Below are 15027 nucleotides of genomic sequence, written 5' to 3' on the forward strand. Positions count from 1 at the left end.
GGGTGTGGGTATTTATAGGAATTTTTATCTGTGTTGAATATATCTTGATATCAATTTTGATTCATTAATCATAGATTAAAGTTTCCTGAATCCTGCTGAGTCTTGAAGAGCTGCGAGGAGAGGTATGCCCAGTAGACCTTGGATAGGCTATCTTGGATAGGTTTCTGTGGCGAGGAATGGTGATGAGTGTTGTGATGGTCGATGTGGAGTCTGATGGCCCTATTCCCGGCGACTATTCGATGGTTTGTTTTGGAGCTGTAATTGTAGAGCCAACGCTGTCCAAAACATTTTATGGGCAGTTAAAGCCAATCTCTGAACAGTGGATTCCAGAAGCGTTAGCAGTTAGTGGCTTCAGTCGAGATGATGTCCTGGGATTTGAGGAACCAGCTACGGTGATGCAGGCGTTTGCAGACTGGATTGCCGAGAATAGTAAGGGGCGTCCGTTTTTTATTGCGGACAATAATGGGTTCGACTGGCAGTTTATCAATTGGTATTTTCACCATTTCCTGGGCAATAATCCCTTCGGCTATACGTCTTCCAATCTCGGTTCTCTGTACAAAGGGTTGGTCAAGGACACCTTCACGAATTTCAAGCACTTACGGAAAACGGCGCATACTCACCATCCGGTGGATGACGCTCGGGGTAATGCAGAGGCGCTATTACTGATGAAGGAACAGGGCTTAAAAATTAGCCTGAAGTAAACCACCCACTCATTTACATGCTCACAAACCAACACTATGCCTCTCGATCTTCATTTCAATCTGTTCGTTTTTCTGATAGTGATGGCCGTTGAGCTGGGTATCGGACTCCTGATTGATGCCCAATCTTGGACTGTAGGACAGATTAAACAGATCTGGGGGCTTGGAGTGATATCAGGAATAGGTACGATGGGGGTTATGGTCGCTCGCGCGAATCGCACTTCTGTTGATTGAGTTTAAGGCTCTTGATGGGTTATTGGATCATATTGATGCGAGAGTTCACCACCTCTGAGAAATGGGTTCGATCGCAAACAACAGATCCACCAACATTGCTCCCAAGGCGGTCAATGCACACTCCACCCTCGATGGCATTTCTACTCAAAGCGTTTGATGATTTCCCCTAGTCCACCGTTGACGAGGCATTCCTCTGGGATGCAGGTATTCTGCTGTCCGCTGATATCAGGTGGGCACAGGTTTACAGCGTTCCTCTGTCACAGATCACCATCACCGATGCTCCATATCACTGATCCCTCCCAACGCCAATGGTCTAATGCAGACAGTTCAAACAACGCAATGAGTTTGAACGTTAACCAAATCCTTGTGTGAAAGTTGAGGTCATCCATTATGTCTGAATTATTTACTGAATTATCTGATCAACAGCAAGAACTCGTTGCAGGTGGTGCTATCACTACGCTCAATTTGAACGCAACCACTTTTTATTCTGATACAGAGTTGTTGGGTTCTAATGGTGTCGCCGCTTCTGGCCCTGGTGGCTCTGCTGCTGCAGGTAACATCGCTGGTGCTAATCAAGAAATCGACACTAGTGCATTCAGTCTGCAATTTGGTGTTGTCGACTAATCCAAGTAAGTGACAACCCAAGGGCTGCTATTGCGGCAAAGCATATTGGGGGAATAGAAACGCTTGTCCCGCCTATACCTTAGCAGCTCTCTATCGTTACAGATTTCAGCTCAAAAACCGTTTTGGCCTATATCAGACGAACTAACAGCGCACTGAAACCGTTAGTCGTCTGTGGGCTTCAGTTATTTTTCATCGTCATTGAGGTTATGACTATGTCTCAGTTATTTTCAGACGTCTCAGAACAACAGCAAGAGAAACTTTCAGGCGGTTGCATGTTCTGCGGCAGTGATGGATCGCAGCAGGATTATGGGTCGCAGCAGAATTATGGGGCACCAACAATGGAAATGCCCGCCATGTCCCTCCCTACCGGACCAGGTGCAGCGTATCCTTTACCCGGCTCTGATCCTCGGCACACCGGAGGCGGTTGTCCAGCTTGCGGCATGGGCTAATCTCGCTCCGTTACTGCCAGGGCTGGGTTTCTGTTTTTGAAACCCAGCCCTGAGTCACCTTATTTCTTGGGTATCGTGAAATTGCCCAAAAAATTGCTAGACGTTCCATGAAAACAGTTTCTCTTGCGGCTGGTTTAAGTGTATGCTTCCTTTTCCTAACCGATTTTATTGTCCAAGCCCGCCCTACTCGCCCTACTGATGCTCAATGGTGGTTTCAGTCCCCTCTCCCTCAGTCAGAAACGCAGATCATTCAGATTGAGTCACCACCTCAAGAACCCCCACTGATGCAGGGGGAACCTAATGTAGCGATTTCACCCATCCCCCCCCATTCAACGTCCTTTGATCCACGCCAGTTCCCCCATGATCCTTGCCCACCGTGCGGAATGGGCTAAGCCAATGACACCACAGATTGGTCTATCATTGATGCCCCAACCCGTCTTTTGGCAGGCGGTTCAGCCTCTGTTTGAGGCTGATGTAGTTGAGGTGGTGGAGTGGAGTTTTGATATGGGTTGGGGAGGGAGGTCGTTGCCTGAGCCATTACCCTCGGTTTTGAGGCAGTTTAGCCAGCGCAATCGCCTACTAGGGCATGGGGTCAGCTACTCACTGCTTTCTGCTCAGGTCGATCGGCGGCATTGGTTGGCTTGTTTGCAGGCAGAATGTCAAGACTATGCCTATCGCCATATTTCCGAACATTTTGGCTGGATGGCGACTCGGAATTTTGCCCGCAGCGCGCCATTGCCGATGCCCTTATTGCCGGAAACGCTGAAACTAGGTTGCGATCGCATCCAGCAATTCGCGGAGATTGCCCAAGTGCCCGTGGGTTTAGAGAACTTGGCCTTTGCCTTTGGCTTGCAGGATGTTTACCAACAGGGCGAATTTTTAGAACAGCTTTTAGCACCTGTGGATGGCTTTCTGCTGCTGGATTTGCATAATCTCTACTGCCAGATGCATAACTTCCAGCTATCTGCATCAGAAATCTTAAACCTATACCCCCTAGAACGGGTGCGAGAGCTGCACCTTTCGGGTGGATCCTGGAGTCAACATGGCTCTAACCAAATTCGGCGAGATACCCATGATCACGCTGTTCCTACAGCCGTCTTTAAACTCCTAGAGGTTGCCCTGCAAAAGTGTCCTCAGGTGGAAGCGATTATTTTAGAACGACTGGGCGATACACTGACCTCAGATAGAGAGCAACATCAGTTCAGGCAAGACTTTGACCAGATTCGCCAGATTACCGATCGTTGTTGTTCAGCCCCTGAAGGAGGAGGTTAAAGATGCAAGAACAAGACCTCGCTGAGTTTCAAGCCTGTTTACTGGAGATGCTGTCCACCTCTGCTGAGACCGAAGATATCCTCGCTCAACTCAGTGCCCAAACCTTGAACCAAGGGTTAGCCAGCTACGTCAATACGTTTGATCCCAATATGGTGGAAATTGCCGCTATCTTAGTCAAAAAATGGGGCCAGCGCCGACCTCAAACCCAGGATTGACAGGGGTTAATCCGGTTTATAACTACGAACCACATCCAGAACAAATATCTAATCCGCCGCTTGCAGATCACGAATTAAGAGGTTGGGAATCATCGCATCATCCCAATCCTCAGGTTTGTCTCCCACCCGAACAATAACCAACTCCTGAGACGGCATCACATAGACTCGCTGCTGCCCCCACCCATCCAGATAAAACATATCGTCCGCTAAGAACGGTTCCGTTGACATCTTTCGATATCCCGGCCCACCTTCAGTACGTGCCTTCAACCAGATGTGATAACCATAGATCGGTTCCACACCATCAGACGTAATCATCTTTTTAATCCAGTTCGCAGGCACCAGTTGCTGTTGGTCCACCTTGCCAGCATTGAGGAGGAGTTGCCCCACCCGGAGCCAATCTTGCGATCGCGCAAACAAACAGCAAAACGGTTTCGCATTGCCCTCCGGTCGATCTAACCATAGCTGCGCCTCCTGAGCACCCATAGGTTGCCACAGCTTAGTGGCCAAATATTGACCATAACGTTGCCCCGTGGCCCGCTCCAACACCAACCCTAAAATTTGGCTATTGGCATTGACATAGGCAAAGGCTTGACCTGGTGGAGAAACGGCAGGGACCTTTAGTGCAGCAGCTTTGGCATCAGTTCCCAGATACATCTGAACCACATCCGAAAAGGGATCGTTGGTGGCCTCATAATCTCGTAGGCCGGACTGCATTTTCAGTAAATCTTGAATCGTGATTTTCGCCCGGTCATCCTTCGCCCATTCAGGAACATACTTCGCCACTGGGTCGAGTTCAGACTGGATATCCCCTTCTGCGATCGCAATCCCAATCAGCAAAGACAAAACCGTTTTCGCCAAAGACATGGAATTGGTATAGGCATTAGAGTCATGGCCTCGCCAGTACTTTTCCACGACGATCTTGCCCTGATGCATCACTAAGAATGCGGAGGACTTATGGTCTTCCGCATAGCGAGTCATCTGATCGATCGCGGCCTGGGAAATGGGTGGGCGGGCCTTCGGAATCGGAGGACTGTTCCCACCCGGCAGGGTCTCCATCGGGGTGTACCATCCTGCATCCGTTACAGACCGATCAGGATAGGTGAGTATTCGCTGAATAAAGGTCCAGTGCCATGCCACCACGCCCCCTGTGACCACTAATCCTATGGAGAAGAGACCTGCCAGTATGATCAGCACTCTTTTCACTTCAATTCACCCTGCTGCTATCCAACACAAACCAAAAGTAGCTGCCATTTTTCTGTCAGATCTTTATCTAACAAGGGCTGCACAACGGATCAAGGCTGATCTCAACATTGAACCTAACACACCTGGACGCGATACCTAGAGAACAGTGAAAGGCTGATAACGCCCCCACTCTATTTACACAAAGACAGGGAAGAACTGCTCATACGTTGAGGTTAAGGGATTTAGCCCACCGTCTAGCCCCTTTTAATTTGAGTGAGAAGGCTTCCAGGATGTTCCTTCAAGGGTTAGGGTAATGGGGTCTAGTTGACCCATTAATTGTGTATCGATCTCAGGTAATCGCCTTGACGTCTAATTCTCAGCCCTTGAACCAACGAGGACATCTGTTAACGGAACAGATTAATCCCAATAGCCAAAATCTCGATCAACGCACGGCCTTGGAGCTGGTGGATTTATTTAATCAAGAGGACCAGAACCTGATAGAGGCGATCGCGGCTGCTCGCGAGCCCCTCGCCACTGCCATTGAAAAAACCGCTACGGCCTTCCAACAGGGAGGGCGCTTATTCTATGTGGGGGCAGGCACCAGTGGTCGTCTGGGTGTTTTAGATGCAGCCGAATGTCCGCCCACCTTTTGTACGCCACCGGAAATGGTACAGGGAATCTTGGCTGGTGGAGAGGCAGCCCTTATCAGAAGTTCAGAAGCATTGGAAGATCGAGCCGAGGATGGCGTCACTGCGATCGCAGATCGCCATATCTCCGAATTAGATGTGGTTGTGGGCATTACCGCTGGCGGCACCACCCCCTATGTGCACGGTGCTCTGAAAGAGGCCCATCGACGGGGAGCAACCACGGTGTTTATGGCCTGTGTCCCTGCCGATCAGGTGGCGTTAGACGTGGATATTGACGTGCGATTATTGGTCGGGCCAGAAATTTTGGCAGGGTCGACCCGCCTCAAAGCGGGCAGTGTCACTAAATTGGCCCTCAATATTATCTCCACAGGGGCCATGGTTCAGATCGGCAAAGTCTATGGCAATCGGATGGTGGATGTATCCGTGACTAACAGTAAATTGGAAGACCGAGCCTTACGGATTATCTGTGACCTCACCGAGCTCCCCCGTGAGCAGGCCGCTGTGTTGTTGGAGAGATGCGATCACAAAGTTAAATTAGCGTTATTAGTGCATTGGACAGGACTGTCGCCTGAGCAAGGCCAAACCCTGCTCGACACTCATCAAGGTAATCTGCGGCAGGCAGTCCATCACCATTCAACCGCCTAAGCCGTCATTCTTCGGTCGAACAAACAGACTTTATAACCAAGGACGACTGGCCTCAGACAGCGCCGCCACTTCGTCCGTCGTCAGTGACCATCCTAATGCCCCCACATTTTCCGTCGCCTGCTGGGCTGTCTTCGCCCCAGGGATGGGAATCACACCCTCTTGAGCGATCAACCAGTTCAACGCCACCTGGGCCATGGTCTTATCATGAACCATTGCCAATTTCTGTAAGAGATTCGTGACCGGCGCCAGCTTGCGTAGACCGTCGGGCTTAAAGCGTCTATCTGAGGCTCGGGCACCCGCAGGAGACTGTCCTGAACTGTATTTACCCGTCAGTAATCCTTGGGCCAAGGGGCTGTACGCCAAAAGGGTAACCTTTAAGTCTCGGGCCGCAGCGGTTAGCCCCTGACGCTCAATTTGCCGAGTAATTAAGGAATACCGCACCTGATTTACAGCCAGTGGTATCCCCTGCTGCGCCAAGAGTTGATGGGCTTTTCGCATTTGATCAACGCTGTAGTTGCTGACCCCTACCGTTTGAATCAGTCCCTGGTGAACTGCTGTCGCTAATGCTTTAAATAGCGTTTCGTAACTCATCAAGAAGCTAAAGGGCCAATGCACCTGATATAAATCGATGGTATCCGTCTGTAGGCGACTCAAGCTATCTCGGATCGCTCTCAATACCGTGTCTTGAGTGAGTCGCCAAGGCACTGGGCCATACTTGGTGGCCAGACAAAGGGAGCTCGGGTGATCGGCCTGAAACCGACCTAACAGTCGTTCTGATTCTCCCCATCCGTAAATTTCAGCGGTATCAAAGAGCGTAATGCCCGCAGCAACAGCAGCTTGGAAGGCTGCGGCAACCTCGGTTTCTCCATACTGACTGCCATATCCCCAGAACAGACGATCGCCCCACGACCACGTGCCAATCCCAATCGCAGAAACGTGTGGTCCATGAGGTCCCAGTTGTTTGGTGAGCATGAGTAAAGTCTTTTTCTATCTGTATTCTTAAAGTTTAATGAAAAGTCTCTAGGCTAAGGGCGCTTCAGGGTATGGTCAACGAGACTTCTAAGCCACCTTGTAATGTCCCAAATTCTCCTGTTTACAACTGATACAACCCTAGGCAGTTTCCGCTTTGTTACTTATTCTTTATAAATCAGAAAATTAGCTTTACCTACCTAAAAACGCTGTAGACAAGGGATTTCACCGAAAAAATGGCGAGACAATCACCATTTAGATCAAAAGCTTTTATTAAAACTTGATTACTTCGCCCCACCAGGGTCTATGGTGAGCCTGATAGTTTGATGTAAATAGCTTGCATTGATATACCAACCCTATTCGCGTTGTACATGAACTGGCATAAAGGAAGTTTTCTTAAATCATTTTCCTATTAGTTTCCTATTGCAAATATCGGACTTAGAGCTAGAAATCAATGGATGCCTTCACACATACACTCTCAAGTGCATTGGTCACATCGGTTCCCAGGGGGGACTTTATATTAGGTCAAGCGTCAGCTCCCTCAGGTGATGTCCTAAAAACGGTCACCAATGAACTGGGTAAATCAGTTCCCAATCTACTGGGTGCGGCAGCCTTCCTGATTATTGGCGTTATTGTCGCCTTTTTCGTCAAGTGGTTTGTCCAAGCCCTGCTTTCTAAAACAGATATTGACAATCGCCTTGCCCGCTGGCTGTCTGGCACCGATGACTCGCGGGCAGCGGCCAATGTTGAGAAGTTAATCGCCTCAATTGCTTTTTGGATCGTCATGCTGTTTGCCATCGTCGGCTTTTTGCAGGCGTTGCAGCTGAAATCCATTTCTGATCCCCTTACCAATCTCCTCGACAAGGTGATTGGATATTTACCCCAAATTGGTGGGGCTATCGTCTTAATGGGCGTGGCCTGGGTTCTTGCAACCGTTGCCAAATTGGTAGTGGTACGCCTGCTCCAATCCTTGTCAGTCGATGAGCGCTTAAATACATCCACAGGTAGTGCCGGTAGTCAACCATCGGTTTCGATTAGTGAAACCCTGGGCAATACCATTTATTGGTTTATTTTCCTGCTGTTCCTATTGCCTGTTTTAGAAACCTTAAAACTGCAGGGACCCTTACAGCCCGTGCAGGCAATGGTTCAAGACATCTTGGCAGTCCTGCCCAATGTCTTGGGAGCCGTTCTGATTGGGGTTGCCGGTTGGTTTGTGGCTCGCATTGTCCGCATGATCGTTACCAATTTGTTGACGGCGAGTGGCGCAGATCGATGGGGACAGCAATTGGGGTTAACGCAAGCCATTGGTGGCCAAAGTCTCTCTTCCCTAGCAGGAAGCGTCGTCTACGTTTTCATTCTGATCCCCTTTGCCATCTCCGCCTTCCAAGCCTTGGGAATTGCCGCAATTTCTGAGCCTGCCGTGGAAATGCTGCGGGATGTGCTCAGAACAATTCCTAGAATCTTTACAGCAGCCGTTATCTTAGGGGTGGCCTACATTCTCGGCAAAATCATTGGCGATTTGGTTGCAGGTCTACTCGCCAACTTTGGCTTCAACAATATTTTTCAACTCCTGGGGTTACAAGCTGCCCAAGAACCCACCGATAGCCTTTCTGAAGAAGGTGCCGTTACGACCACTCGAAAAACACCTTCAGAGATTGCCGGTTTGGTTGTATTAGTGGGGACCATTCTAGTCTTCCTGATTCCTGCCACAGATGTTTTACAGTTTCGGCCTTTGACTGGGGTAATCACAGAACTACTCCGTGTTTTGGCTCAAGTATTAGTGGGTGTCTTGGTCTTCGGTATTGGTTTATATCTTGCCAATTTGACCTTCAATATGGTGTCTAGTTCTGGCGGTGGCCAAGCTCGATTGGTCGCTCAAGCCGCCCGTGTTGCCATTATTGCTTTAGTGTCTGCGATGGCCCTTCAGCAAATGGGAATTGCCACCAATATTGTTAATCTTGCCTTTGGTCTATTGCTAGGTGCCATCGCTGTTGCACTAGCACTGGCTTTCGGTTTCGGAGGCATGGATATTGCCGGTGAGCAAGTCCGTAAGTGGCTGAATAACTTTGAATCCAGACGCTAAACTGATCAAGAAATTTAGCTAAGACTGAGAGGGCCGCTCTAGAGTGGCTCTCTCGTTTTTTTAAAAGTTTGAAACTCCCTAAAAATCAGCGTTTAAGGGAGTCCGGGGAAAAGGAATCACATCCCGGATATTGGTCATTCCCGTCATAAACTGGACGAGTCGTTCAAACCCCAATCCAAACCCAGCATGGGGGACTGTTCCATAGCGGCGCAGATCCAGATACCACCAATACTCTTCCATGGGGAGTCCTTGGGCTTGAATCCGTTGTTCCAATAGATCTAAGCGCTCTTCTCGTTGAGCCCCTCCAATAATTTCGCCAATTTTAGGGACTAGCACATCCATCGCTGCCACGGTTTTATCATCGTCATTGAGACGCATATAAAACGCTTTGATCTCCTTGGGGTAATCCGTGACAATCACAGGCCGCTTAAATAACTCTTCTGATAAATAGCGCTCATGCTCGGATTGCAAATCCAACCCCCACTCAACCGGGAATTCAAATTTTTTGCTGGCTTTTTCTAAACGTTCAATCGCTTCTGTATAGGTAATGCGGGCAAATTCGCTGTTAATAATTTGGTCTGCTGTGGCCAAAACCGATTGATCAATCCGCTGATTAAAGAACTCGAAATCCTCTGGACAGCGTTCTAGAACCGATTGAAAAATATGTTTGAGAAATGCCTCTGCCAGATCCATATCCCCCTGCAAATCACAAAAGGCCATTTCTGGTTCTACCATCCAAAATTCGGCTAAGTGTCTAGAGGTATTGGAGTTCTCTGCTCGGAAGGTGGGACCGAAGGTGTAGATATTGCAGAAGGCAGAGGCCATGATTTCTCCCTCTAACTGGCCACTGACGGTTAAATAGGTGGGTTTGCCAAAAAAATCTTGACTGTAATCAACGGTTTGGTCTTCTGCTAAGGGGACATTTTGTAGATCGAGGCTCGTCACGGCTAGTTGCTCTCCTGCCCCCTCACAGTCACTGGCCGTAATAATGGGTGTATGGATCCATAAAAATCCCTGATCTTGGAAAAACTGATGAATGGCGGCTGAGCAGGCATTGCGAACCCGAAAAACAGCGCCGAGGGTATTGGTGCGCGATCGCAAATGCGCAATCGTCCGCAAAAACTCAAAGGAATGCCGCTTCTTTTGCAAGGGATATGTTTCTAAATCTGCCGTTCCCCAAATTTTGACCGTCGACGCTTGCAGTTCAATTCGCTGATTTTTCCCTTGAGAAGCAACCAATTCCCCAGCAATCGATACAGAAGAACCCGTGTTCAGCAACTTAAGTGTCTGGTCATAATCAGGGAGATCAGGGTTAATCACCACCTGCAGCCCCTGCAACGACGAACCGTCATTCAGATCTAGAAAAGCAAAGTCTTTTAACTCTCGCTTCGTCCGCACCCAACCTTGTACCTGAATCTTGTCACCCGGTTGCCCATGCCGAAGTAGCTCAATGATACGTTTAATATCCATGCAGAAAAGTCGCTTTGCTGATTACAAACACTGTCAACAGTCTAATCTGCGAATGGAACACCATGTGCTTCGATAAAAGAGGGCAAATGCACCCCCTGGTGGCAACCCTTGCCGTTTTAACGGTCCAGGGCCAATAGCTAAACCTAATATTTTTGATACCCAATGAGTGGCTCATAGAAACATATAGACCCATAAAACGTCCTTTATAGCCAATCGTTTATAATTGTCATTTCATCAAAGTATTTAAATTACTATAGGGTTCCAACTCACTATGCTTCGCCCTCTTCATTCCGCAGCGCTGCTCACCATTGCCACTGCCTTGTCGCCGCTCCCTGCTATCGCCCAGGTGTCAACGCCACAAGAATCCCAAGAGGCCACCAATGTCTTGACTGTGGCCCAAGCGCCCGCCGCACAGGTCACTACCCCTAGCGACACCACCGCCAATCGACAAGCGTATATCTTAGGGCCAGGGGATGAAATTCAGCTCACCATGTTTGGCCAAACGGATCTCTTCCCCACCAACTACACCGTCCTGGTAGATGGCACCGTCAGCCTACCGCTGATTGGCCGAGTTGAAGTAGCGGGGCTATCGATTGGTCAAGCGGAGCGAAAAATCTCACTACAGTACACACGCCTATATCGACGCCCCTACGTCACCATGGTCCTAGTTAGACCTCGGGTTGTCACCTTAGCCGTCACGGGTGAAGTCAGGCGTCCTGGAACCTATCCCCTAGAGTCCCCCAATCAAATCCCCACCGTAACTCAGCTGATCCAGTTGGCTGGCGGTACCTCACAATCGGCTGACTTAAGTCAAATTAAAGTGCGTCGTCCACAGCTCAACGGCCCCGATCAACTGATTACCGTCGATTTACTGAAATTACTTCAAGAAGGAGACTTAAGCCAAAACCTAGAATTGCGCGATAAAGACACCGTTTTGATCCCCGCAACCACCGAAGTTGACTTCAACAACTCCTTATTAGTCAGCAATGCCAGTTTCTCTGCGGATCGTTCAGAACCCATTAATATTGCCATTATCGGTCAAGTATATCGCCCCGGCCCCCATACCATTCGCCCTGGCAGCTCTGATATTCAAGACGCAGGCACCCTAGGCAATACCAGAGCCACCTCATCAGAACTGCCGACTGTAACACAGGCGATTCAGACCGCCGGTGGGATCAAACCGGAAGCAAATATTCGTAAAGTCCGGATCCTCCGACGCCCCCACAATGGTACCCCTCAAGAAATTGACGTCGATCTCTGGAAATTGCTTAAAGAAGGAGATCTGGCTCAGGACATTGCCCTTCAAGCCGGTGACACCGTCATTGTTCCCAAAGCCGAAGGCCTCACCGCCGCTGAGATTACGGAGCTGTCCACCATAAGCTTTGCGCCAGCGACCATTGATGTCAATGTGGTCGGGGAGGTCAACCGACCCGGCGTCGTTAAAATTCAGCCCAATACGCCCTTAAACACTGCTGTACTAGCTGCAGGCGGGTTTGACAACCGACGCGCGAATAAAGGTGAGGTCAAACTCATTCGCCTTAACCCCGATGGCACAGTGGCTCAAAGAGATATCAAAGTGGATTTCGACCAACCTTTAAATGAGGAGAGTAATCCAGCTTTGCGTAACAATGACGTCATTGTTGTGGGTCGATCTGGTTTAACCAAATTCGGTGACGGACTTCGAAACGTGCTTTCACCTATCACGAGTGGATTTGGCCTCTTTAATATTTTGTTTTAGAATTGACCGTCTCAATCACCAACTGCGTACTTTTCAGTTGAACTTGAAAATCTTGTGATCTACTAACAGCACCTTACTCAAGGTGCTGTTTTGTTGCAGTTTGCAGGGAATAAACCGCATATTGGCCGATAGACCGATATGATTGTTGGCAAGATTCATAGGACTGGTCAATATGCGAATCCTTTTTGTGGCGGCAGAAGTCGCTCCATTTGCCAAAGTAGGGGGTATGGCAGATGTGGTGGGAGCACTTCCGTCTGTTCTGCGACGAATGGGACATGATGTGCGGATTTTTATGCCCTACTATGGATTCCTCCCCGACAAAATTACGATTCCTAAAACCCCTATTTGGTCTGGCTCTGCTATGTTTGAGGACTTTACCGTCTTTGAAACAGTATTGCCAGATCGGGATGTTCCCCTTTACCTCTTCAAACATCCCACCTTTGCTCCTCGACAGATCTATGGTGGAGAAAATGAAGATTGGCGATTTACCTTTTTTGCCAACGGTGCAGCCGAATTCTGTTGGAATTACTGGAAACCCGAAATTGTTCACTGCCATGATTGGCACACAGGCATGATACCCGTATGGATGCACCAATCACCTGATATTTCAAGCGTGTTCACCATCCATAATTTGGGATATCAAGGACCCTGGCGATGGCGGCTAGAACAAATGACGTGGTGTCCCTGGTATATGCAAGGACATAACACGATGGCGGCTGCGGTCCAATATGCGGATCAAGTAAATACCGTATCACCGACCTACGCTCAACAGATCCAAACCCCTGCCTATGGAGAGACCTTAGAAGGGTTGATGTCTTTTATTAGTGGCAAGCTGGTTGGCATCTTGAATGGGATTGATGTAAACGCCTTTAATCCACAAACGGATAAATACATCACTCAAAATTACGCTGCGGCCACATTAGACAAACGGGTCACTAATAAAATTGCCCTGCAAGAAGAATTAGGGCTAGAGGTCAACTCCAATGCCTTTCTAGTGGGCATGATTGCTCGCTTAGTCGAACAAAAAGGATTGGATCTAGTCATTCAAGTGTTAGATCGCTTTATGGCCTATACCGATGCACAATTTGTGTTGCTAGGGACAGGCGATCGCTATTATGAAACCCAACTCTGGCAAATTGCATCTCGTTTTAGTGGTCGGATGTCAACCCAGCTGCTTTATAATCCTGGCCTTTCAAGGCGAGTTTACGCTGGAGCAGATGCATTTTTAATGCCTAGCCGTTATGAACCCTGCGGCATTAGCCAAATGTTAGCCCTGCGATATGGTTGTGTCCCTATCGTTCGCCGCACAGGAGGCCTAGTCGACACTGTCTCTCACCACGATCCGAATGAACAAACCGGGACCGGGTACTGCTTTGATCGATATGAACCGCTCGACTTATATACCTGTATGATCCGGGCTTGGGAAGGATTCCACTATCGGCAGACTTGGCAAGATCTACAACGACGAGGCATGACGACCGATTTTAGCTGGGATAAATCAGCCCAAGAATACGATAGGATGTACCATCAAATTTTTGGCTCATCCGCTGGAATGGCCTCCCAATAATCTCGAAAATATCAAATCTCAGTTGGGGTTAAACCCATTCTCAAAATACCTCTACGGAATAATAAAGTACTAGCTTACGCACAAATCAGGGGTTCAGCTGATAACAAACTCAAATTGTCGAATGATTCTCACCATTGCCCCCATCGATGTGACACCAAAGACAGGCTGACCGTCTGCTCTTATGAGACAATGCAATAGTAATTAAAATACATATTGAGACAAGAGCTTAGGGGCTATCCACCCCAGAGCAGCAGTAAAAACAAGTAGCAGTTGGCAAATACACAAGACTAAAAATGGGCGCTTGATGTCGCTAGTACATAGTGGCATTCTCTCTTGCGCTCGCTAGTCATTGACATTGCTTGCTACTCAGCACTCTTAAACGTTCAATTCACATCTCTGAGTTTAATTATGACCATTTACATTGGCAATCTGTCTTATCAAGCAACTGAGGATGATGTCCGCGAAGTGTTCACTGAGTATGGCACTGTTAAGCGAGTTGTTCTTCCCATGGATCGGGAAACAGGCAGAATGCGGGGGTTTGCATTTGTAGATATGACAGAAGACAACGCTGAAGAAACAGCAATTGCTGATCTTGACGGCGCTGAATGGATGGGACGTCAGTTAAAAGTCAATAAAGCCAAGCCCCGAGAGCGATAATCCAACCGCTTGCATCTACCCATCCTGGGTAAAGCTGTATTCCAAAGCCCTTGACCATAAGAACAGGTAAGACAGCTTTTGCTTAGGACTACAAAGGAGCCTTGTGCGTATAGAGTAGGCTGTCACATCGGTCCAAAAATGAAAAACCACTCCTTCATACATAGAATGGGGTGGTTTTTCTGTAAATATAGGTGAATTATTAAATATTCTTTGATAGAGCTATGTCAATTCAACCGAAAAGGCCACACCATTTTGACTGAGTTCACAAAACAGAGAAGTGAGAGGCTGACATCCATAACCTAATAGAAAAGGACAGTAATAAGTACCTAGTTTTGAAGACTAGGTACTTACGTTGTTAGCTCTAATTTCTTGCTAAGATCCTAGACTAGCTTCCCCGGCTAGCGGTTTGAGCGTAGAGAAGAATCAGAAACACGCAAGGAACGAATACAAATAAAGCGGTAGCAATTGCACCTAAATCATTAACTGGCATAGGAATTAATCTCTATCTCATCTGGGCATTTATAAACTTTACAATACCATTTTTGCTAAACCTCTTTGGAAAGATTTATCGATATCT

Annotated in this window: 15 protein-coding genes; 11 read left to right on the forward strand and 4 right to left on the reverse strand. The window is 48.2% G+C overall.

The genetic code is table 11. The annotated features are described in order from the left end of the window. The first annotated feature begins 182 nt into the window (after positions 1-182). The 6 genes from Q0986_RS06865 (at position 183) to Q0986_RS06890 (ending at position 3492) form a co-directional block, all read left to right on the forward strand. Positions 183-701: an exonuclease domain-containing protein gene (locus Q0986_RS06865; RefSeq protein WP_366918535.1), complete on the forward strand. Its 519-nt coding sequence runs from the start codon at positions 183-185 to the stop codon at positions 699-701. A gap of 621 nt (positions 702-1322) precedes the next feature. Next, on the forward strand, positions 1323-1556 hold the full coding sequence (locus Q0986_RS06870) for a CTB family bacteriocin (RefSeq protein ID WP_299406631.1): 234 nt from the start codon (positions 1323-1325) through the stop codon (positions 1554-1556). Between the two features lie 212 nt (positions 1557-1768). Further along, the gene (locus tag Q0986_RS06875) at positions 1769-2005 is read left to right on the forward strand and encodes a hypothetical protein (RefSeq protein WP_299406636.1); all 237 of its coding nucleotides are present in this window, start codon (positions 1769-1771) and stop codon (positions 2003-2005) included. Between the two features lie 107 nt (positions 2006-2112). Further along, a complete protein-coding gene (locus Q0986_RS06880) occupies positions 2113-2397 on the forward strand; it encodes a hypothetical protein (protein WP_299406640.1) in 285 nt (94 codons plus the stop codon). 4 nt (positions 2398-2401) lie between these two features. After that, a complete protein-coding gene (locus Q0986_RS06885) occupies positions 2402-3277 on the forward strand; it encodes a DUF692 family multinuclear iron-containing protein (RefSeq protein WP_299406645.1) in 876 nt (291 codons plus the stop codon). A 2-nt stretch (positions 3278-3279) separates the two neighbouring features. Beyond that, on the forward strand, positions 3280-3492 hold the full coding sequence (locus tag Q0986_RS06890) for a hypothetical protein (RefSeq protein WP_299406648.1): 213 nt from the start codon (positions 3280-3282) through the stop codon (positions 3490-3492). A gap of 48 nt (positions 3493-3540) precedes the next feature. Here the strand turns inward: Q0986_RS06890 and Q0986_RS06895 are convergent, their stop codons facing one another. Further along, entirely contained in the window at positions 3541-4686 is a 1146-nt protein-coding gene (locus Q0986_RS06895; protein ID WP_299406652.1) for a serine hydrolase, read from the reverse strand. A 350-nt stretch (positions 4687-5036) separates the two neighbouring features. On the opposite strand from Q0986_RS06895, the gene murQ reads away from it, so the two are divergent. After that, complete coding sequence (gene murQ / locus Q0986_RS06900) at positions 5037-5966, forward strand: N-acetylmuramic acid 6-phosphate etherase (protein ID WP_299406656.1); 930 nt, start codon at positions 5037-5039, stop codon at positions 5964-5966. Positions 5967-5996: 30 nt separating this feature from the next. Here the strand turns inward: murQ and Q0986_RS06905 are convergent, their stop codons facing one another. After that, on the reverse strand, positions 5997-6938 hold the full coding sequence (locus tag Q0986_RS06905) for an aldo/keto reductase (protein ID WP_299406660.1): 942 nt from the start codon (positions 6936-6938) through the stop codon (positions 5997-5999). Between the two features lie 451 nt (positions 6939-7389). Here Q0986_RS06905 and Q0986_RS06910 point away from each other — a divergent pair, with 451 nt between their 5' ends. Further along, on the forward strand, positions 7390-9018 hold the full coding sequence (locus Q0986_RS06910) for a mechanosensitive ion channel (protein ID WP_299406663.1): 1629 nt from the start codon (positions 7390-7392) through the stop codon (positions 9016-9018). A gap of 78 nt (positions 9019-9096) precedes the next feature. On the opposite strand, the gene asnS is transcribed toward Q0986_RS06910, so the two are convergent. Further along, positions 9097-10488: an asparagine--tRNA ligase gene (asnS, locus tag Q0986_RS06915; RefSeq protein WP_299406666.1), complete on the reverse strand. Its 1392-nt coding sequence runs from the start codon at positions 10486-10488 to the stop codon at positions 9097-9099. A gap of 271 nt (positions 10489-10759) precedes the next feature. Here asnS and Q0986_RS06920 point away from each other — a divergent pair, with 271 nt between their 5' ends. From Q0986_RS06920 to Q0986_RS06930, 3 genes are all read left to right on the forward strand, one after another. After that, positions 10760-12226, forward strand: coding sequence for an SLBB domain-containing protein (locus Q0986_RS06920; protein ID WP_299406669.1), 1467 nt, complete (start codon positions 10760-10762; stop codon positions 12224-12226). A gap of 172 nt (positions 12227-12398) precedes the next feature. Continuing rightward, positions 12399-13793, forward strand: coding sequence for a glycogen synthase GlgA (glgA, locus tag Q0986_RS06925; RefSeq protein WP_299406672.1), 1395 nt, complete (start codon positions 12399-12401; stop codon positions 13791-13793). A 408-nt stretch (positions 13794-14201) separates the two neighbouring features. Next, positions 14202-14450, forward strand: coding sequence for an RNA-binding protein (locus tag Q0986_RS06930; protein ID WP_299406675.1), 249 nt, complete (start codon positions 14202-14204; stop codon positions 14448-14450). A 385-nt stretch (positions 14451-14835) separates the two neighbouring features. On the opposite strand, the gene psbM is transcribed toward Q0986_RS06930, so the two are convergent. Beyond that, a complete protein-coding gene (psbM, locus tag Q0986_RS06935) occupies positions 14836-14940 on the reverse strand; it encodes a photosystem II reaction center protein PsbM (protein WP_299406679.1) in 105 nt (34 codons plus the stop codon). Positions 14941-15027 lie beyond the last annotated feature (87 nt).

The organism is Acaryochloris sp. IP29b_bin.148 (assembly GCF_028285565.1).
Taxonomy (GTDB): Bacteria; Cyanobacteriota; Cyanobacteriia; order Thermosynechococcales; family Thermosynechococcaceae; genus Acaryochloris.

Coding starts and splice junctions, on each gene's coding strand:
- Q0986_RS06890 (WP_299406648.1), top strand. CDS start 3,280: ATGCAAGAACAAGACCTCGCTGAGTTTCAAGCCTGTTTACTGGAGATG.
- Q0986_RS06865 (WP_366918535.1), top strand. CDS start 183: ATGAGTGTTGTGATGGTCGATGTGGAGTCTGATGGCCCTATTCCCGGC.
- Q0986_RS06905 (WP_299406660.1), bottom strand. CDS start 6,938: ATGCTCACCAAACAACTGGGACCTCATGGACCACACGTTTCTGCGATT.
- psbM (WP_299406679.1), bottom strand. CDS start 14,940: ATGCCAGTTAATGATTTAGGTGCAATTGCTACCGCTTTATTTGTATTC.
- Q0986_RS06910 (WP_299406663.1), top strand. CDS start 7,390: ATGGATGCCTTCACACATACACTCTCAAGTGCATTGGTCACATCGGTT.
- Q0986_RS06885 (WP_299406645.1), top strand. CDS start 2,402: ATGACACCACAGATTGGTCTATCATTGATGCCCCAACCCGTCTTTTGG.
- asnS (WP_299406666.1), bottom strand. CDS start 10,488: ATGGATATTAAACGTATCATTGAGCTACTTCGGCATGGGCAACCGGGT.
- glgA (WP_299406672.1), top strand. CDS start 12,399: ATGCGAATCCTTTTTGTGGCGGCAGAAGTCGCTCCATTTGCCAAAGTA.
- Q0986_RS06875 (WP_299406636.1), top strand. CDS start 1,769: ATGTCTCAGTTATTTTCAGACGTCTCAGAACAACAGCAAGAGAAACTT.
- Q0986_RS06880 (WP_299406640.1), top strand. CDS start 2,113: ATGAAAACAGTTTCTCTTGCGGCTGGTTTAAGTGTATGCTTCCTTTTC.
- Q0986_RS06870 (WP_299406631.1), top strand. CDS start 1,323: ATGTCTGAATTATTTACTGAATTATCTGATCAACAGCAAGAACTCGTT.
- Q0986_RS06920 (WP_299406669.1), top strand. CDS start 10,760: ATGCTTCGCCCTCTTCATTCCGCAGCGCTGCTCACCATTGCCACTGCC.
- Q0986_RS06930 (WP_299406675.1), top strand. CDS start 14,202: ATGACCATTTACATTGGCAATCTGTCTTATCAAGCAACTGAGGATGAT.